The 20,333-nt window shown below is 24.8% G+C and carries 19 protein-coding genes, 1 tRNA gene and 1 pseudogene; 14 read left to right on the top strand and 7 right to left on the bottom strand.

The window, feature by feature from the left end; translation table 4 throughout:
* Positions 1-207 precede the first annotated feature (207 nt).
* The 13 genes from AAHN02_RS05505 (at position 208) to AAHN02_RS05565 (ending at position 13,016) form a co-directional block, all read left to right on the top strand.
* Positions 208-666, top strand: a complete 459-nt coding sequence (locus tag AAHN02_RS05505; protein WP_342277597.1) for an NfeD family protein — start codon at positions 208-210, stop codon at positions 664-666.
* Positions 667-1,554, top strand: a complete 888-nt coding sequence (locus AAHN02_RS05510) for an SPFH domain-containing protein (protein ID WP_342277598.1) — start codon at positions 667-669, stop codon at positions 1,552-1,554.
* Positions 1,555-1,669: 115 nt separating this feature from the next.
* Positions 1,670-2,614, top strand: a complete 945-nt coding sequence (locus AAHN02_RS05515) for an IS30 family transposase (protein ID WP_342277599.1) — start codon at positions 1,670-1,672, stop codon at positions 2,612-2,614.
* A 285-nt stretch (positions 2,615-2,899) separates the two neighbouring features.
* Positions 2,900-4,426, top strand: a complete 1,527-nt coding sequence (locus tag AAHN02_RS05520) for a hypothetical protein (protein ID WP_342277600.1) — start codon at positions 2,900-2,902, stop codon at positions 4,424-4,426.
* A gap of 47 nt (positions 4,427-4,473) precedes the next feature.
* Positions 4,474-5,085, top strand: coding sequence for a hypothetical protein (locus tag AAHN02_RS05525; protein WP_342277601.1), 612 nt, complete (start codon positions 4,474-4,476; stop codon positions 5,083-5,085).
* Between the two features lie 60 nt (positions 5,086-5,145).
* A complete protein-coding gene (locus AAHN02_RS05530) occupies positions 5,146-5,679 on the top strand; it encodes a hypothetical protein (RefSeq protein WP_338967184.1) in 534 nt (177 codons plus the stop codon).
* A 4-nt stretch (positions 5,680-5,683) separates the two neighbouring features.
* Positions 5,684-6,778, top strand: coding sequence for a hypothetical protein (locus AAHN02_RS05535; protein ID WP_342277602.1), 1,095 nt, complete (start codon positions 5,684-5,686; stop codon positions 6,776-6,778).
* Complete coding sequence (locus AAHN02_RS05540) at positions 6,778-7,437, top strand: hypothetical protein (protein WP_342277603.1); 660 nt, start codon at positions 6,778-6,780, stop codon at positions 7,435-7,437. The genes AAHN02_RS05535 and AAHN02_RS05540 overlap by 1 nt, the downstream gene beginning before the upstream one ends.
* Before the next feature lie 17 nt (positions 7,438-7,454).
* Positions 7,455-8,954, top strand: a complete 1,500-nt coding sequence (locus AAHN02_RS05545) for an AAA family ATPase (RefSeq protein ID WP_342277604.1) — start codon at positions 7,455-7,457, stop codon at positions 8,952-8,954.
* Positions 8,955-8,972: 18 nt separating this feature from the next.
* Positions 8,973-10,466, top strand: a complete 1,494-nt coding sequence (locus AAHN02_RS05550; protein ID WP_342277605.1) for a VWA domain-containing protein — start codon at positions 8,973-8,975, stop codon at positions 10,464-10,466.
* A 298-nt stretch (positions 10,467-10,764) separates the two neighbouring features.
* Positions 10,765-12,069, top strand: a complete 1,305-nt coding sequence (locus tag AAHN02_RS05555; protein WP_342277606.1) for a hemolysin family protein — start codon at positions 10,765-10,767, stop codon at positions 12,067-12,069.
* Between the two features lie 93 nt (positions 12,070-12,162).
* Positions 12,163-12,245 (top strand) — tRNA-Leu (locus AAHN02_RS05560).
* Positions 12,246-12,269: 24 nt separating this feature from the next.
* Positions 12,270-13,016, top strand: coding sequence for an RNA methyltransferase (locus tag AAHN02_RS05565; RefSeq protein ID WP_342277607.1), 747 nt, complete (start codon positions 12,270-12,272; stop codon positions 13,014-13,016).
* A 26-nt stretch (positions 13,017-13,042) separates the two neighbouring features.
* Here the strand turns inward: AAHN02_RS05565 and AAHN02_RS05570 are convergent, their stop codons facing one another.
* Positions 13,043-13,273 (bottom strand): helix-turn-helix domain-containing protein, encoded by a 231-nt coding sequence (locus AAHN02_RS05570; protein ID WP_342277608.1) that lies wholly within the window; start codon positions 13,271-13,273, stop codon positions 13,043-13,045.
* 229 nt (positions 13,274-13,502) lie between these two features.
* The gene (gene ychF, locus AAHN02_RS05575; RefSeq protein WP_342277609.1) at positions 13,503-14,603 is read right to left on the bottom strand and encodes a redox-regulated ATPase YchF; all 1,101 of its coding nucleotides are present in this window, start codon (positions 14,601-14,603) and stop codon (positions 13,503-13,505) included.
* A 255-nt stretch (positions 14,604-14,858) separates the two neighbouring features.
* Between ychF and AAHN02_RS05580 the strand changes: the two genes are divergently transcribed.
* Entirely contained in the window at positions 14,859-15,803 is a 945-nt protein-coding gene (locus AAHN02_RS05580) for an IS30 family transposase (protein WP_338967892.1), read from the top strand.
* 175 nt (positions 15,804-15,978) lie between these two features.
* Here the strand turns inward: AAHN02_RS05580 and AAHN02_RS05585 are convergent, their stop codons facing one another.
* The 5 genes and pseudogenes from AAHN02_RS05585 to AAHN02_RS05605 all read right to left on the bottom strand — a co-directional run bounded on the left by AAHN02_RS05585 (position 15,979) and on the right by AAHN02_RS05605 (position 20,333).
* Positions 15,979-16,779: a ParB/RepB/Spo0J family partition protein gene (locus tag AAHN02_RS05585; RefSeq protein ID WP_342277610.1), complete on the bottom strand. Its 801-nt coding sequence runs from the start codon at positions 16,777-16,779 to the stop codon at positions 15,979-15,981.
* Positions 16,751-17,543, bottom strand: a pseudogene (locus AAHN02_RS05590) (ParA family protein). The gene AAHN02_RS05585 and the pseudogene AAHN02_RS05590 overlap by 29 nt, the downstream one beginning before the upstream one ends.
* A 78-nt stretch (positions 17,544-17,621) precedes the next feature.
* A complete protein-coding gene (gene rsmG / locus AAHN02_RS05595) occupies positions 17,622-18,308 on the bottom strand; it encodes a 16S rRNA (guanine(527)-N(7))-methyltransferase RsmG (protein ID WP_342189696.1) in 687 nt (228 codons plus the stop codon).
* A gap of 1 nt (position 18,309) precedes the next feature.
* Complete coding sequence (locus AAHN02_RS05600) at positions 18,310-19,203, bottom strand: ABC transporter permease subunit (protein ID WP_342277612.1); 894 nt, start codon at positions 19,201-19,203, stop codon at positions 18,310-18,312.
* Positions 19,204-19,205: 2 nt separating this feature from the next.
* Positions 19,206-20,333: an ABC transporter permease subunit gene (locus AAHN02_RS05605; protein ID WP_342189698.1), complete on the bottom strand. Its 1,128-nt coding sequence runs from the start codon at positions 20,331-20,333 to the stop codon at positions 19,206-19,208.

Raw genomic sequence — 20,333 nt, forward strand, 5'->3', positions numbered from 1 at the left:
AAACTTAGCATCATGAAATTTTTATATGAAATCTTTTGCAATTTTATTTACTTGCACTTACAAGTATAATTCAGCATATGATAACTAAAATACTGGTATTTAATAGTAAAAATATTTATTAGTAATAATTAGGTACCTTATAATTATAGATTTTTAAAAATAATGATATAATTCAAATTATAGAAAAGCAAATGGAGGAAACTAAATATGGAAATTATAAATATTATCTTTATGGTGGGATGATTAATAATTGCAATTTTATTTTTGGTTTTTGAACTAGTATCATTGGACTTAACATCAATTTGATTTTCTATTGGTGCGATGGCAAGTTTATTTAGTGCTGCCTTTCAAATTCCATTTTATTGACAAATTTTTGTTTTTGCTGTTATTAGTGTTATTTGTTTGCTTAGTTTAAAACCATTAATTAGTAAAACAATGAAAAAAATTCAAATAACAAAAACTAATGTTGATTTATTAATTGGTCAGACAATAAAGGTTATTAAAACATTTGATGAGGAAGGCCTTAATGGTGAAGCAAAAGCAGAGGGTAAATTATGGACAATAACTTCTAATGATAATGAACCTTTAAAAGTAGAACAATATGTTAAAGTTATTGCTATTAAAGGTATTAAATTATTAGTTACAAATGAAACGGAGAAAAAATAAATGAATATCATTGGTATCGCAGTAATAATTGTTTTAGCATTAATAATGATTATTACCTTAGTTACATTAGGACTTTCAATTCGCATTGTTCCGCAATCTCATCAATATGTTATTGAAAGGTTAGGAAAATATTTTAAAACATGAACATCTGGTTTACATTTTAAAATTCCGTTTATTGATCGTGTTGTTCGCGATGTTAATTTAAAAGAACAAGTTATGGATTTTCCACCACAAGATTCTATTACTAAGGATAATGTAATCATGAAAATTGATACGGTAATTTTCTTTCAAGTAACTGATGCTAAATTATTTGCTTATGGGGCTGAAGACCCTTATCGTGCGATTGAAAATTTATCGGCAACGACTTTAAGAAATGTTATTGGTGAATTAGAGTTAGATGAAACCTTAACATCACGAGAAAAAATTAATAATAAATTAAGAATTATTTTAGATGAAGCTAGTGATGCATGGGGCGTTAAAGTTATTCGTGTTGAAGTTAAAAATATTATTCCACCACATAGTATTATTGAAGCAATGGAAAAGCAAATGCGAGCTGAACGAGAAAAACGCGAATCAATTTTAAAAGCAGAAGGTTTTCGGCAATCAAAAATTTTAGAAGCTGAAGGAATTAAACAATCAGAAATTATGAAAGCAGAAGGTAAAGCAAGAGCTGTAGAATTAGATGCTAATGCTAAAGCAGAAGCGATTAAGTTAATTAATGATGCTCAACCAGCAAAGGAATATATTGCTTTGGAAGCTTTTAAATCATTTGAAAAAGTTGCTGATGGTAATGCTGTTAAAATTGTGGTACCATCAGAATTAGCAACTATTGCTTCAACAGCAACTATTTTAAAGGAAATTTTTCAACATAATAAAAATGAAAAATAATATTTTTGCTGAATTATACTTGTAAGTGCAAGTAAATAAAATTGCAAAAGATTTCATATAAAAATTTCATGATGCTAAGTTTATTTTAGAAAAAGTAAATTTAAGGAGTTTTTATATGGGATACAAACATCTTGGCATAGATGAAAGAATTTATATTGAGAATCAATTGAAATTTAAAGTAAAAATTAGTGAAATAGCTAAAAATCTTAATCGAAATATTAGTACTATTAATCGAGAAGTTAATAGAAATAAAGATAATAATCATTATTTTTCATTAATTGCACAAAATAAAGCAGAAAATAGAAAACAATTACATGTTTATTTTCATAAATTTAAAAATAGAGAATTAGTAAAATATGTACAACAAAAATTATTATTAGGTTGATCGCCTGAACAAATTTATGGCAGAATTAAAAATTTTCATCAAGAATGAATTATTAGTTTTAAAACAATTTACAATTGAATTTATTCTGGATTACTTGAAAAAGTTACTAGTAAAAATTTAAGAAGAAAAGGTAAGAAACGAAAATCTCAAGAAAATCGGGGTAAATTTAATGGTAAATCCATTAAAGAACGAAATGTTAATAATCGTATAACTCTTGGCCATTGAGAAGGTGATACTGTAGTATCATCACGAGGTAAAAGTAAATCATGTTTAATAACTTTAGTTGAAAGAACATCAAGATTTACTTTAGCAATATTAGTTGAAAATAGAACTACTAAAGTTATTAACAAAAATATTAGTCATTATTTATCAATTCTTCCAAATAATCTTGTTAAGACTATAACATTTGATAGGGGTAAAGAATTTGCTAATTGACAACAACTTGAAAAAAATTTAAATGTGAAAATTTATTTTGCTGATGCATATTCACCTTGACAAAGAGGTACTAATGAAAATACTAATGGTTTAATTAGAGAAAAATTTCCTAAAAAATTTAATTTTTCAAACACTACTAAAAATGCAGTTCATAAATTTATATTGTCTTTAAACCAAAGACCAAGAAAAATACTAAATTATCTTTCGCCAATCGAATATTTGGTTAGAAAAATAATTTAGTTGCACTTAACTTTACAATTTGGCTTTTAAAAAAATATTATTTTTTTATGTCATAATAAAATTAAGAGCATATTTTAATTAATTAAATAGATTATTTAGTAATTTTAAATAATTAAAATTATTTAGAATGTTTTTACTTTCCAATTTCTTATTTATTAAATAAATAAAAATGGATAATTTTATTTTGTTATTATTTGCATTAAATTGATAAAAAATATAAAATTAAAAAGTAAATGTTGAATAAAATTAAAAACTATTAATAATTTTTGAAAGGAGAAAATGATATTGATTAAAAAAAATTCTAACCATTGAAAAAATATTAATAAGATTACTAAAAAAGTAACTATTGCTAGTAAAAATAAATTATGATTAGGATTAATTTTAACTTTTACAGTTATTGCGATAATTATTCCAGGTGTATATTTATTAACATTAGATATGGTTAGTGTTTTTACCAATGCTATTAGTTTAGAAGATACTAATAATAAAAAAATTCCCGATATTAGTCCTAAAATTCTTAATCCTGATGATGGTGAAGGGTTAACTGTTAAACCAATTCCTGATGATGGTTCAGCACCGGGGATTGTTAATGATAGGTTACTTTTAGATGGTGCTAAAATTAATGTTAAAAACTATGATAAGTTTAAAAGTTTACGGCTTATTGAATTAGAGAATTTAGTATTAGAATATTTTAAAAATTATGTTCAAAATAATAAATTTTTACAGACAAATAATAAAACTTATAAAAAATTTGATTATCGTTATAAATATCTTACTGCTGAAAATAGTAAAGAAATTGATAATAGTTTTATTCAAGATGATGTGAAAATAAAAAAAGTGTTAGTTAAAGATATTGAAAGATATGAGATTAATCGGCCTGATATTTATGAAGTTGTTAATGCTAATATTTTTTCACTATCGTTTAATTTAAAAATTATTAATACAAATGTGTTTTATAAAAATTATTTTGACTTTTATTCATTTCAAGGGTCTAGAGAGCAAATTTCTCAAAATAATATAACTAATGCTACTACTGGTTATTTAACTAGTGAACGGGTATTGTTTACTGATAAAGTATTAGGAAAAGAAATTTATCGCGAAGTAAATGATTCATTAAGAGATTTTATTTTTGCAAATCCAATTGAGTTTGATAATGATATTAAGATTAAACCAATAATTACTACACAATGTCTTAATGAGTGTGCTAGTATTAATGATTGAGATACTTTTAGAGAAAAGTTATATGATGCATCACAAGTTCTTATTGAAGAAAATAAAATTTATTATTCTGATTTAGTAATTTATATTTATTTTATTAGTACTAATATTAAACTTGATAAGTTATATGAATCCTATGAGCAATTGCCAATTCAGCCTTTTATTATAACTAATCATTATACTAATAAAGTTGCTAGTCAGAAATTATTAATTAGTTCAACGAATCGATTGAAACAGAAGCGCAACAAAACTATTGCTGAATATATTGCTTTTGCTATTTCATTTCCAAAACTTGTTTTAGAGAAAATTCAAGATTGAGAATTTTTAAATGATAATTGAAAAGATAGAGTAAAAAAAGGAATTTATAATTATCTTTATAATTATCTTGTAACTAATAAAAAATTTAATATTATTGATGATGTTAGTTTACCAATATTATCGGAAAATCATTATCTTAATTTATTAAATTTAAAAAGGAAGTTAAACATTATTGAAATTAAGCAGATTAATTTTAATGCCTACAAATATACTGTGAATATTATTGGGTTTAATGATGAAGAAATTATTTTAATGGGAATTAGTTTTTTTGCTTAGAGAAATTATTGTTAGTGTTGTTGCTAAAAATATTGTGTTATTAAATAATGAAAGAATGGTTAAAAATGTTAAATAGAAATGATTTAAATGAAAGTAATGATATTTATGAATTAGGTAAAAAACGATTAGATCAAAGTAATAATCGCATTATTACTTTAAAGCAAGATATTAATGCCACAAGAATTTACTATGGTTCATTTTTAGAAATAATGGCACGATTAATATTAATTTTAAGTCAGGTTTTATTTATTGTTACTATTTTTTTAAATGCTATTAATTATGCGAAATGATTTTTAGATTTTAATAGTGAAGTCACAATAACAGTTAGAATGATTATTATTTCCATAATATTTATTTTTTCAACGATTATGGCGTTATTATCGTCATTATTTTTTATTATTCCATTATTAGTGTGCAAAACTATTGCTAGTATTAAAAGTTGGTCAATTGTGTTTATTTTAACTGGTATTATTATTTTTTGTCTTATTTTTGCATTTAGTATTTATTTAAGAATTTATAATATCGGACTAAATAATAGTATTATTTTAAGTATTGTGGGGTTTATTTTATTAATAAGCGGAGCGCTATTGTTATTAAGGAAAGTGAAAAATCTGTCGCGTGATTTAGAAAAAGCAATTATTGAAAGTTATTTTCTTTAAATATTATTTTGAACATTAAATTTAAAATGTTATAAAAGATGATGAAAAGTGGTGATATAAGTGAGTTTTAAATTAATAAAAAAACCAACATTAAAAGTTTGATGAAATACTAAAAGAGAAATAACATTGCGGTTATTAATAATTATTAATGTTGTTTTATTTTTATGCTTAAGTTATTTCATTGGTTTTGGTTGAGGACAAAATTTGCAAATTGATAAATTTATTATTGGTTTAATAGCGGATAGAAATTTTTTTAAAAATTCATATTATTTAGGACTAAGTAGTTGTGGTTTGACAGCAGTTTTAACATTAATTACGCTTATTGTAATGTTAAAAGTTAAAGAAGAAAATTTTTTGAAAATATGAGTCATCATAATTGCTGTTTTATGAATAATTTATTTTTTAATAGTTTTTACGATTAGTTTATTAAATAATTATTGACCACAATGATTATTAACTAGTTTTATTATTTTTAATTTAAATTTTCTTATTTTAGAAGTTAGTACCATTTGTTTATTTAAGGAAATAAAATATCAAAAAATTTTAAAGTTATCTTTTGAATATAAAAATGATAATAAAATAAAATTGGAGTAAAATAATGACAAAAAAAGTTAAAAAATCACAAAAGAAAAAAATAACGATTAGTAATAATTTTTATTTAAAATTATCAATTTCTTTTTCAATTTTAATTATTATTAGTAGTATTGGTTTTACTATTTTTAAAGCTTATGATTGGGTATTTGAATATAATCCCTATAATAAAGATTGTATTAATTTTTCAAAAGAAATTGACAATATTTTCTTATTTGGTAAAGAACATAAATTTTTTGTTGCTGAAAAATCTAATGAACAAAATTTTTTAACAAAAGATTTAGCAAATTCAATTGTTAAAGAATTTAATGAACGATCACTAGTTAATAGTTTATCTTCATTTAATTATAGTTTAAGAAAGGAATTCTTAGATAAATTAAATATTAAAAAAGATGGTTTAAAGTTTTTTTATGAGGCAAAGGAAATTAAGTATCTGAAATTTTTGCCAGTTAGACATAATATGAATAGTTATGGTGTTGTTAATCTTAGTCATAATAACTATTGGTATAATTTAAAAATTAATTATTTATATCAAATAGTTATATATACTGATGAACATCCAAAACCGATAATTTTAAATAAAAGATCTTTATTTACTTATGAGATAAATAATATTGATGTAAAAACATTAATCCAAAAATATGTTAAAAATTTCCCTAGTTTTTTTAATTTAAATAATTTTATAAATAATCATTTTCTTGAAATTTGTAATTATGATGTTAATTATATTTATCAAGATTTTCAAAATCAACTTGAATTTAAGGTATACTATAATACACAATATATTAGTAGTTTAAAGCAGTTAGATAATTTTAGCTTTAATAAACAAAATTTATTGTATATTAAACTAAGAAACTTACAAATTAATTTATCAAAAACAAATATTAATTTTAATATTAAGGAATTACCTAAATATGAAGGAAGAAAACAAATTGATAATAACCCTAGTTTACCACCAAGTTTTTTAGGAACAATCCTATTAACTGTTAATGATCAGCAATTAGAAGTAAAATTGAAGTTTCAACCACAAGAAATTATTATTTTTGAATCTGAGACTGACAATGTTGCGAATTTAAAAATGAATAAAGGAGAAGTTAAATAATGGTGTCAAAAGAAAAAAAAATATTTAGTTTTAGTGAACAATTCCCAGAATTTGATAAACTAGAACAAGAATATAATGCTTCAGCGCCATCTGAGAAATTAAATGAATTAGATAAACAACGATTTCAATATGTTAATCCGCTACAAAATAGTTTGTCGCAACGAAAAATGTATTGAGATTCGAAATCGGAAAGAGGTGCTCGGATTTTAATTATTTTCGCACAAATTTGTTTAGTAGTTATTTCGTATTTTTTTGGTCGTGATATTCTTGGGCAATCAATTTTATTATTAGCTGATCAATTAAATTTTCAATTTATTACAGATTTAGAAGTATCATTTGATAAAACAATTGGAATAATTTTTTTAACTTTATCGGCATTATATTCATTATTATATTTTATTCCTATGGCCGTTTGTCGGCGTGCGGGCACTATTTTTGGTTGAGCGGTGGCATATATTATTTTTGCTGTTTTTTATTTTTTAATAATGATGGTTTTTATTGTGATGGCTTTAGTAGTTTTTTCTAGTTTTAAATTTGTCGCGATTAATTTAGCAATTTATTTAACAATGATTTTTATTTTAGTAGTAATATGAATTGTTGGTGCTGCGGTGTTAATTGTCAAAGCTGATGATATTAAACAACAAATAAGTGTTGAATAAAAAGGAGAAGAAAAATAATGGCAAATACAGAACTTAGGCAACGAATTTTAAAGTTAATGCAACAAGCATCAGTTGGTATTTTTGAGAAAGAAAATGTTTTTAAATTGGCAACATTGGCAATGTTAACTGGTGAATCAATTTTTCTTTTGGGAAAACCAGGCGTAGCTAAGTCGTTAGTTTCACGACGAATGAAATATTTATTTTGCCAAGCCAATGTTTTTGAGAATTTAATGAATCGTTTTTCAACGCCAGAAGAAATTTTTGGACCAATTTCAATAACTGATTTACAAAATGGTATTTATCGGCGGTTAACAACAAATTATTTGCCAAGTGCGGATATTGTATTTTTGGATGAAATTTGAAAAGCTGGCCCTTCAATTCAAAATACATTGTTAACGATTATTAATGAAAAAATATTTCGTAATGCGGGGAAGGACTATAAGGTACCATTAAAATTATTAATATCAGCATCAAATGAATTGCCAGAAGTTAATCAAGGATTAGAAGCATTATTTGATCGCTTTATTATTCGTTATGTGGTTCACGGTATTGCTAATGAAGAAAATTTTAATGCTATGATTGAATCAGCAACTAAATTAGATGTTATTGTTGATGAACAATTACAAATTACTAATAGTGAGTATAATACTTGGTTACAAGAAATTGCTAAAGTAAAATTATCAGATTTATCATTAAAGTTTATTTCTCGGTTCCGGAAAAAATTATATTTAGTAACTGCAGGTAAAGTATATATTTCTGATCGTCGTTGAAATAAGATTGCTTTTTTGATGAAAGCATCAGCTTTTTTTAATGCTCGTCTTGAAACTGATAAACCAGATTGAATTATTATTGTTCATTGTATTTGAGATACAGTAGAACAACAAAAAGAATATGCTAGTTTATTTTATGAGGTTTATACTAATGCATTAACATATGAGTTAAAAGAAAAACAAGAACAACTAGAAAATCGATTAGATAAATTAAATGAACAATTAAATAAAGTTCAATTAGAAAATATTAAGTTTTCAGTATATACTAATCCTTTTAAAGGTCAATTAGTTGGTAATTATCATCGCTTATTAGTAACAAATAAAGATTTGCCGATTTGTTTTCTTTCATTAACTGATTATCAAAAAATTAGAAAAAATTTTGATGGTTTTGAAATTGTTAAATTATCTTTTGGGAAAACCTTAAATCAATTAAATCGTCATATTAAAGTTAATTTATCTTATCATACCGATAATAAGTTAATTGATAGCAAAAAAAATGTTTATCCGATTGAAATTGAAGATTTAGAATCAATTTTAAATCAAGTTACAAAAATAACAAAAGAGGTTGATAAAACGGAAAAAGAAATTAAAAATTTAACAAAAGATTTTAAAAATGAAAAAGACCGTTTATGTTCTTTATCAGCAATATTTTTTGATGAACAGTATAAAATGATTCTAGATGTTGCTTTTAATGATTTAGAAACTATTGATGAAGAAAAATTTGATATTTTACAAATTGATTCATAAGAAAAAGAGTTGTTACAAATGATAAAGTTTTTAGAAAATGCTATTGATTTAGAATTAAAAAAGCAAATTTTACGATTAAAAGAAGTTGATAAAAATATAACATCATTTCAAACTTTTAAAACTAATTTTAAATGATTGGCAACAGCATTTGATGATGAGATTAATCATTTTTATGCGAGTCAAATTGAATCAAAAATTATTTCTCAATCATTATCGGTTAACATTAAACAAGAAATTTATTTATATTATTGAATTCGTGAAAATGGCATTAAAGGTTTAAAAGATAATTATAAAAAAGTATATTTTACTTTAGAAAAAGTGTTATCACCATTTGTAATGAAAATGAATTACTATCATTATCTTTTGAATGATAAAACAAAAGATTTACAACTTATTTTTCAAAATTTTATTAATAATTGAGAACAATTATTAATAAAGCGAGTTATTGATTTTAAATTAGCATCAATTAATGAATTAAGAAAAAAATATTTACGCGAAGTATATGACCGCATTGAAGTTGTTAAAAAATTTCGTCGTTTATATGGATTTATTTGAAATTTTTTTGGTCGTTTTTGAGATGGTAATGTTAAAGAACTTGAAAAGTTAGATTTAACACAATTACAAAAATTGGCAAATTTTTTGCAGTCTGATCCGGCAATTATGACAATTGCTAAATTATTAGGACGATTAAAAGAGCAATCTGATAAATTAGAAGCGGTAATTACTGAAAAGATTAATATTGAATATGAAATTCGTCCTGCTAGTAAATGACCAGAAGAAATTATTGGGGTTACCGAAAGTGCTGATTTAGAACATTTATTACCAATGGAACTAGTTCACTTAAATATTCCTAATTTACAACCAATTTTTTATAAAAAATTGGTTGAAAAAAAATTATCAACATTTGAATTTATTTCTAATGATGTAGTTACTATTGAAACAATAACAAAAGTAAAAAGTAATCATCCACTTCCAGAAACTGATGGACCATTTATTTTGTGTATTGATACTTCAGCTTCAATGCGTGGTGAACCGGAATATATTGCTAAGGCATTAAGTTTAGCAATTGTTAAACTTGCTTTAAAACAAAGGCGAGATTGTTATATGATTAATTTTTCTGATTCGTTAGAAGTATTTGATTTAACGACAGTTAAATCATCATTAAAAACTTTAGTTAAATTTTTATCACATTCATTTCATAGTAGTACGAATATAACTCTTGCTATTGTTCAAACTATTAATGTGATGAATCATAAAAAATATCAAAATGCTGATGTATTAATTATTAGTGATTTTTTAACAATTGATTTATCATCAAAACTAGTTAATCAAATTCAAGAACTTCATAATAATCATAATCGTTTTCATTCAATAACTATTGGTAATAATGGAAATGAACAAATAACAAGATTTTTTGATAATAATTGAATATATGACCCGCAAAATCCTTTTACTAAAAATGATATTATTGCGGATTTAGAAATTAAAACTAGGAGTAAAAGTAGTGAATAAAAAATATTTAAGATCTAATCTTTTAGAAAAAAGAGGAATTAATTAATGAATGCCAAATTGTAAAGTTAAGTGCAACTAAATTATTTTTCTAACCAAATATTCGATTGGCGAAAAATAATTTAGTTGCACTTAACTTTACAATTTGGCAATGACTATTTTTTCTTTTTTAAAAAATACCTAAGAAAACTAAACGCGACTTATATTAAGAATTAGTTAATATCAATGGATTTTTTATGTTATAATTATAATCCATATTTAATATTTAAAGAAACTATCTTTTAGGAGGAATTAATAATTAGTGGAAATTGATGATTGGCTTGTTTTTAATATGAGTTGACAAATTACATTATCTTGGTTAGCACCAACAATATTTATTTTATTATTTTTAAGTGCTTTTTTTTCAGCAATGGAAACAGCATTAACCTCAATTAATATTATTAGGATTAAAAATTTAGCAAAAACTAATAAAAGACAGGCAAAAAAAGCTAAAAGAGTATATCTTTTAGTTAAAGATTATAGTATTACGATTACAACGCTGTTAATCGCTAATAATTTAGTTAACATTGCTTTAGCGACATTTGTTACTTTCTTTTTTGATAATCAATTGAGTTTACCAACATATTGATCATTAATAATATCAACAATGTTTTCTTTAGTGATTGTATTGCTATTTGGAGAAATTATTCCTAAAAATATTGCGCGATGAATTCCTGAAAGGTTAGCTATTAGTTGTTCATGAGTGATTGTTGTGGTGCGGTTAATTTTTTACCCATTAGCTTATATGTTTTCAAAAATTAAATTAAAATCAGAGCATCCTTCAACAACAGAAAGAGAGTTATTAGAGCTTGTAAAAACTATTGAAAATGAAGGTGTTTTGGAAAAACAAGAGCGTCATTTAATTACTTCAGCAATTATGTTTGATGAAAAAACTGTTAAAGTGGCAATGCAGCCAAGAGATAAAGTAATAACAATTAATTACAATAGTTCTATTAGTGATATTAAGACTTTATATCGGCAAAAGAGGTTTACTAGAGTACCTGTAATAAATTCTAATACTAAAGTTGTTAAGGGAATTCTTAATGTTAAAGATATTATTATTAATACTCTTGATGATGAATCATTAACGATACCAGCGCTTTTGCAAAAACCGTTATTTTTGTCTAAAAATACCAAATTAAGTGTTGCCTTAGAAAAAATGCAAAAGAGTAAGATGCATTTAGCAATTGTAACAAGTAGTAAAACTAAAAAAGATTTTATTGGTATTATTACAATGGAGGATTTAATTGAAGAATTAGTTGGCGAAATTTATGATGAGCATGATGCAACAGGAAAAATTTATGAAATTGGACATCATAAATTTCAAGTAGTAGGAACAATTAAGTTAAAAAAGTTATTTCAAACTTTAAATGAATCAGTACCGGTAACAAATGCTAAGTCATTAAATGAATGATATCGTGAAATTAGCGGTGAAGCAAAAATTACTAAGAAAAGTCCAGAATTTCAATATAATAACTATATTTTCCGAATTATTAAAGTAAGAAATTCTTATGCTTCGTTTGAAATTGAAGTATTAACAAATAATAAAACTGAAAATTGAGAATAGTTAATTGATTGCCTGTTATTATTAAGTAATAGGCGATTTTCTTGCGGAAAATATTGATTTTTTAGTAAAATACTATATAATTAAAAAAATAAGGTCCAAGTGGTGGAATGGTAGACACAATGGTCTCAAAAACCATCGGTTAATCCGTATCGGTTCGAGTCCGATCTTGGGCACCATTAATTTTAGAAAGAATTTTTGTTATGATAATAATTAATTCAATAGATAATTCATTAATTAAGGATTTAGTCAAGTTAAAAGAGAGCAAGTATCGTAAAGAAAAGGAACAGTTTCTTATTGAAGGGTTTCACTTAATTGAAGAGGCTAAGAAACAAAATAAGTTATTAATGATTTTAACAACACAAGATATTGCTAATAAAATAGAAGATTTTAGTAATATAATTGTTGTTAATGAGCAAATTATTAAAAAAATATCTACAACTGTTAACCCACAACCAATTATTGGTGTTTGTAGTTTTTTAGATAACTATGAAGTTGATAAAAATTTAGTTGTCATGTTAGATAAGATTCAAGATCCGACTAATTTAGGAAACATCATTCGTAGTTGTGTTGCCTTTAATGTTCAAACATTATATATTAGTAATGATAGTGTTGATATTTATAATGATAAAGTAATTCGGACTTCAATGGGGGCGATATTTCATTTAAATATTATTAAAACTAATTTGGAACTTATTATTGCTAGTGTAAAAGATAAAGGTTTTAAAGTTTATGGTACAGTATTTAAAGAAGCTAATAATCGTTTGCGAGATGTAAAATTTAATAGTCAAGTAGCATTATTATTTGGTAATGAGGGTAAAGGAATAAATCCTCATTTATGACCATTGATTGATGATAATTTTTATATTCCAACATCAAATGGAGTAGAATCTTTGAATGTTGCTAATGCTTTAACTATTAGTCTTTATGAAATAATGAATCAAAATTAATGTAACTTTTTTAGTTGCACTTAACTTTACAATTTGGCAAATTTATGAAAATAAACATGTAATTGTTTTCTATTTTCTGCTTTATTTTGTGCAATTAATGAAAAATAATGATTATTATCTTTATTTCTATTAACTTCTCGATTAATAGTACTAATATTTCGATTAAGATTTTTAGCTATTTCACTAATTTTTACTTTAAATTTCAATTGATTCTCAATATAAATTCTTTCATCTATGCCAAGATGTTTGTATCCCATATAAAAACTCCTTAAATTTACTTTTTCTAAAATAAACTTAGCATCATGAAATTTTTATATGAAATCTTTTGCAATTTTATTTACTTGCACTTACAAGTATAATTCAGCTTATTAATTATTTTTCAAGTAAAAAGGTAATAAATTTTTAGTTGCTTTTCTTTCAAAATTATTCAAATCTTTACCCACCTAACAAAACTTTATGCGCCCAATGCTCAATAACTTAAAGACTTTAAACATTAAAACGGAAATAACAAATATCACCATCAGAAACTAAATAATTTTTCCCTTCAAATCGTAACTTTCCTGACAATTTAACGGCATTCTCACTACCATATTTAACTAAATCATCATAACTATAAACTTCTAATTTAATAAAACCACGAGAAATATCAGTATGAATAATACTAGCACATTCAACAGCTTCCATACCACTTTTAAATGTTCAAGCACGAACTTCTTTCTTACCAGCTGTAAAAAATGTTGATAAACCTAATGTGCGATATGTTTTTGAAATCATCTGATCTAAGCCTGATGTTTCTAAATTTAATGATTTTAAAAACTCTTCTTTATCATTATCTTCTAACGATGAAATTTCTAATTCTGTTTTTGCACAAATAACAATAATTTGTGATTTCTCAGCAATAGCATAATCCTTAACTTTTTCAACTCACTTATTAGTTTTATCCACTAAATCTTTTTCACTAATATTTGCAATATACAAAATTGGTTTACTAGTTAAAAAACTATAATGTTTAATCAAATTAACTTCTTCAACTGTTAATTCTAAACGCCGAATCGGTTTACCATCAAATAACGCTTCTTTAATTTTCTTTAATAAATTAATTTCTTTCAGTAAAACTGGATTTTTATCATTTTTAACAAGTTTTTCTAATTTTTGTAATATTTTAATAACGATATCATAATCTGCTAAAATTAATTCTAAATTAATAATTTCAATATCTCTAATCGGATCAATCGTAGTTTCAACATGATTAACATTACTATCATCAAAACAACGCACAACTTCACAAATCGCATCAACTTCACGAATATGACCTAAAAACTTATTACCTAAACCATGGCCTAATGATGCCCCTTTAACAAGTCCCGCAATATCTGTAAACTCAAAATTATTAGCAATAACTTTCTCAGGTTGAAAAATTTCTTCCAACTTATTAAGTCTACTATCGGGTACTTTAACAATACCAACATTAGGATTAATCGTTGTGAAAGGATAATTTGCAGCTTCAACTTTAGAATTGGTAATGGCATTAAATAATGTTGATTTTCCAACATTAGGTAATCCAACAATTCCTGCTTTTAAAGACATAATTTCTTTATTCCTCTTTCATATTTAATATTTAATTAATAAAAATAAATAAAATGCTAATAGCATAAAATATTAATTTCCTAAAACAAATATTTATCTATTAATTATACCAATAATCTTAATAAAATCGCAATTTTTCTATTATTTGCTGAATTATACTTGTAAGTGCAAGTAAATAAAATTGCAAAAGATTTCATATAAAAATTTCATGATGCTAAGTTTATTTTAGAAAAAGTAAATTTAAGGAGTTTTTATATGGGATACAAACATCTTGGCATAGATGAAAGAATTTATATTGAGAATCAATTGAAATTTAAAGTAAAAATTAGTGAAATAGCTAAAAATCTTAATCGAAGTATTAGTACTATTAATCGAGAAGTTAATAGAAATAAAGATAATAATCATTATTTTTCATTAATTGCACAAAATAAAGCAGAAAATAGAAAACAATTACATGTTTATTTTCATAAATTTAAAAATAGAGAATTAGTAAAATATGTACAACAAAAATTATTATTAGGTTGATCGCCTGAACAAATTTATGGCAGAATTAAAAATTTTCATCAAGAATGAATTATTAGTTTTAAAACAATTTACAATTGAATTTATTCTGGATTACTTGAAAAGGTTACTAGTAAAAATTTAAGAAGAAAAGGTAAGAAACCAAAATCTCAAGAAAATCGGGGTAAATTTAATGGTAAATCCATTAAAGAACGAAATGTTAATAATCGCATAACTCTTGGCCATTGAGAAGGTGATACTGTAGTATCATCACGAGGTAAAAGTAAATCATGTTTAATAACTTTAGTTGAAAGAACATCAAGATTTACTTTAGCAATATTAGTTGAAAATAGAACTACTAAAGTTATTAACAAAAATATTAGTCATTATTTATCAATTCTTCCAAATAATCTTGTTAAGACTATAACATTTGATAGGGGTAAAGAATTTGCTAATTGACAACAACTTGAAAAAAATTTAAATGTGAAAATTTATTTTGCTGATGCATATTCACCTTGACAAAGAGGTACTAATGAAAATACTAATGGTTTAATTAGAGAAAAATTTCCTAAAAAATTTAATTTTTCAAACACTACTAAAAATGCAGTTCATAAATTTATATTGTCTTTAAACCAAAGACCAAGAAAAATACTAAATTATCTTTCGCCAATCGAATATTTGGTTAGAAAAATAATTTAGTTGCACTTAACTTTACAATTTGGCATTAAAAATTTAAAATCTGATTTATTTTACAGAAAATTATTTAATAATTTAAATAATTTTAAGAACTTCCAAAATGCGATTCAAATCTTTATCATTAGAAAACTTAATGATAATACGATTATCATCAATGACAACCTTAGTTCCTAAAATTCTAATCATTTTTTTCAGCGACAGGTGCATATTCTCACTTTGGCAAAACACCAACTTTTTGTTCATTTTTATCTTTCTTACCAATTTGTAATTGATAGGCCCGAACAATATCTTCAACCTTTCTAGATGTTAAATTTTCTTTAAAAATGCGTTCACTTAAACGAGAAACTAATTCCATATCATCTTGTAAAGCTAATAATGGCTTCACCTGCCCCATCGTTAATTGACCATTTAAAACATAATCTTGGATTTTTTGCGGTAAATTTAAAATTTGCATAATATTAGCAATATGTGACCGTGACTTTCCGACTTGCATTGCCACTTCACCTTGCGTTAAGTTTAATTTATTCATTAAATCACGATATGCTTGTGCCTCTTCAATGGTATTTAAATCAACTCTTTGAATATTCTCAATTAAAGCAATTTCCATCATTTGTTTATCAGATAAATTAATAATAATTGCTGGAATATGAGTTAATCCGACCTTTTTACAAGCCCACATTCTTCTTTCTCCCGCAACAACTTCATAACCATTAATTGATTTCTTAACAATAATTGGTTGAATAACCCCATGCTTAACAATTGATTGTCCTAATTGTGTAATCTCAGCATCAGCAAAAACAATTCGTGGTTGATAAGGATTACTACGAATTTCATCTAATGAAATTTTAACCGCATTTTGCTTAATTTCATCATTGGCTTCAATTTCACTAATTAAATCATTAATTTCTTCACCAAAAATCTTATCTAATCCTTTAACCGATAATCTTTTTTTAGTTATTAATTTGTTGTTCTGTGCCATTATTTAGCAATACCTCCTTAACTAGTTCCATATAAGCAATTGCCCCCCCCCGATGAATTTTCGGCATAACTAAAAATATCATCCCCATTTGATGGCGCTTCCGATATTTTAATATTTCGCGGAATATAAGTTTTATATACTTTCTCTTTAAAATACTTTTGTGCTTCTTGCATTACTTCATACGATAACTTTGTTCTAGCATCAAACATTGTTAATAAAATACCTTCAATAGTTAAATTTTTATTACTTCTTTGTTGAACAAATCTAATTGAAGTTAACAATTGCGTTAATCCTTCTAAAGCATAATATTCAGCTTGAATCGGAATAATTACCGTATTAGATGCACTTAACGCATTACGATTTAATAATCCTAATGATGGTGGACAATCAATAATAATATAATGATAATTATTAAGAATACCTTTTAACTTATCCAACAAAATATTTTGCTTATCCTTAGATTGTTCTAATAAATGTAAATCAGCACTTGCTAATGATAATGTTGCTGCTGCTAAATCAACATTTTGACAAACATTTTTTTGAATAATTTCACTAAGAGCAATATCATTAACTAAAACATCAAACATACACCTTTCAATTTTACTTTTATCAGCACCAATTCCTGTTGTACTATTTCCTTGTGGATCTAAATCAATCAGCAAAACTTTTTGTCCATATCTGCCCAAACCAGCAGCAAGATTTATTGATGTTGTCGTTTTGCCAACACCACCTTTTTGATTAGCAATTGCAATTACTTTAGCCATAAATTTTAACTTCCTTTTTTAAGATTCCCAAATATTTTACCTAATTATATTAACATTATAACAAGAGTTTATTAAAAATTATAATGGTCACCGTTTTATTTTAGCAAAATCTCGCGGATATAATTTATCAATCGCTTTTTGCTTAATAAAATATAAAATTGTTCTTTTACCTAAAAAATTTCAATTACTACTATAAGTAGATATTAACTCTGTATTTAAAACTTTTAAAGCATTTTGACTATTAAATAATTCTTGATTAGTTTCTGATTTTAAAGCAATAAACATTCCTTTAACTTTTACAATTGGTATACATAATTCTAATAACATATTCAACTGAGCAACCGCTCTGACAGTAACAATATCAAAAAAATCACGATATTGAATCGCAATATTTTCAACACGATTATTAATAATCGTTACATCTTTTAAAAATAAGTTTTCAACTACTGCTTGTAAAAATAAACACTTTTTAGTAATTGCTTCAACAAGAAATAATTTAACCTTCGGAAATAAAATCTTAATAACGATTCCTGGAAATCCAGCTCCCGTACCAACATCACATATGAGTTGTTGTTCTAAAACAACATTTTTTGTTAATAACAATGAATCAAAAAAATGTTTTTGATAAACCTCTTCTTTACTAATTATTGTTGTAAGATTCATTTTCTCATTTCATTGTTGCAATAATTCAAAATATTTTTCTAATTGTTTTATTTGTTCATTAGAACAAACAATATTTATTTTCTTTAATAAACTAACTAACATCTTAACTTTTTTCCTTCGTATACGGCGTATTTAACATTTTTGGCATCCGATCATTTTTTTCATATAATGCAAATAGTGGCGCAATTAATAATGGTAAAACATAAGGTAATATTGTCCATCATCACTTATTACTATCTTGTCGTAAAAATCCACTAAATTCAAGTAAAACTGTTACTAAATAAGTAAAAAATACGCTGCGAAATACTGCTCATTGACTTAATGCCACAATCGCAAAAGCAATTAATCCGATATTATTAACACTAACATCAAAAGTGCCTTTTTGGTTTGTAAAAAATGCACCACCTAATGCTATTAAACCAAAGCCAACAATAACTGCTAAATAACGAATTTTAACAACATTTATTTGACTTAAAGTTAAAACAACAGCATTCTTTCCAGCTGCTTTAAAATATAACCCCATTCGCGTTAAAAAGAAAAAAGAAGAAACAACTAATATTAAAATAACATTAAAAATAAAAACTAAAGATAACGGATATCCGATAAATATTGGAGCAATAAAAATTTCATTAGCATCTAATGTTCTTTGTCCATAATTAAATATTAAAATTAACGAACTCAAACCTAAAGCCAAATAATTTCAAATAAATGAAACAAGAAACTGATTAGTTTTTAAAGAAACCGTTAATACCGCATGAATTAAACCTAATCCCATACCAATAACAAATGCTAAAAAAAAACCTAAAAAACAAATATTATCACCAAGAAATAAATATTGTTTAATCACAATTGCATACGATAACCCCCCTAAAATCATTACGCCATCAACACCAAAATTTAAAATCCCCGCTTTTTGCATTATTAAACATCCCATAGCTGCGAATAGTAATGGTGCTGATAATGATAAACTACTAATAAAAATATTAACAATATTCATAATTATCGTCGCCCCTTATTAATTATATTAGTTGCATCATTAACATCAGGTCGTTGGTTTACTAACGCCTCCCGCATTCTAAAATTAATTAAAAACTTTGGTTCTTGTTTTCATAAAATAATATAACTTACTAAAACAGAAATGGTAATACAAAATGAAAAAATAATATCAATGATTTCATAATCAAATGATGTCAACGAAAGAAATTGAGTTTGCGAACGAATTAAACCAACTAAAATACTAAGCAACAAAACCCCAATACGCGAATTAAATGCTCATAAGGGAATCAACAAATTATCAAATTCTTGTAACATTGTTGAACTTAATGTTCCTAATTTATTTAGATTAGCAACAAAATAAGTATAGCCTGCGATTCCGGCAATTGCTCCTGAAATTGTCATAATAATTAATTGCTTAGCATTAGGATTTAATCTTGCATATTGCGCCGCCTCAGCATTAGCAACGGTTAATTCTAAACGAAAACCAAACACGCGACGATCTAATAAAATCGTTACAAAACCATAAATAAACAAAGCAATAAAAATTGTAATAGAAAAATAAACCGTCATACTTAATTTAATTATTAAAGAAGCATTATTATTAATAATACCATCATTATATTGACTTCATTCTGGTAAATGATAATAAATATTAAAAGCAATAATATTAAGCAACAAAGTTGATGCCATTTCATTAATCTTAAAATAAGTTTTAAAAAAACCAGCAATGAGAGCATACAATGCCCCTGCAATAATTGATACTAAAATTAATAACATTGTTGTAAATTTAGTAGTAATACCAACAGCACTTAATAATCGTGAAGTAATAAATGTGATTGTTGCCCCAATAATCATTTGCCCAATAACTCCAAGATTATAAATTCGAAACCGAAATGCTACTAACGAAGCTAATGATGCTAATAGCAAATATGAAAATGAATTTACAAAATTATGAAAATGATTAATATCATTAAAAGGCATTAAAAATAATGTATCATATGCTTTCAAAGAACTAACTTTAAAAAGCGTAAAGATTATTGCCGATAAGACAAAAAGCAAAACTACTGTTAATGAAACCACCGTTGCTGCTTTTAATTTTTTGTTAGTTCAAAAATTTCTTATAATATTCAT

It is taken from the genome of Spiroplasma endosymbiont of Nephrotoma flavescens (assembly GCF_964030835.1).
Lineage (GTDB): Bacteria > Bacillota_I > Bacilli_A > Mycoplasmatales > Nriv7 > Nriv7.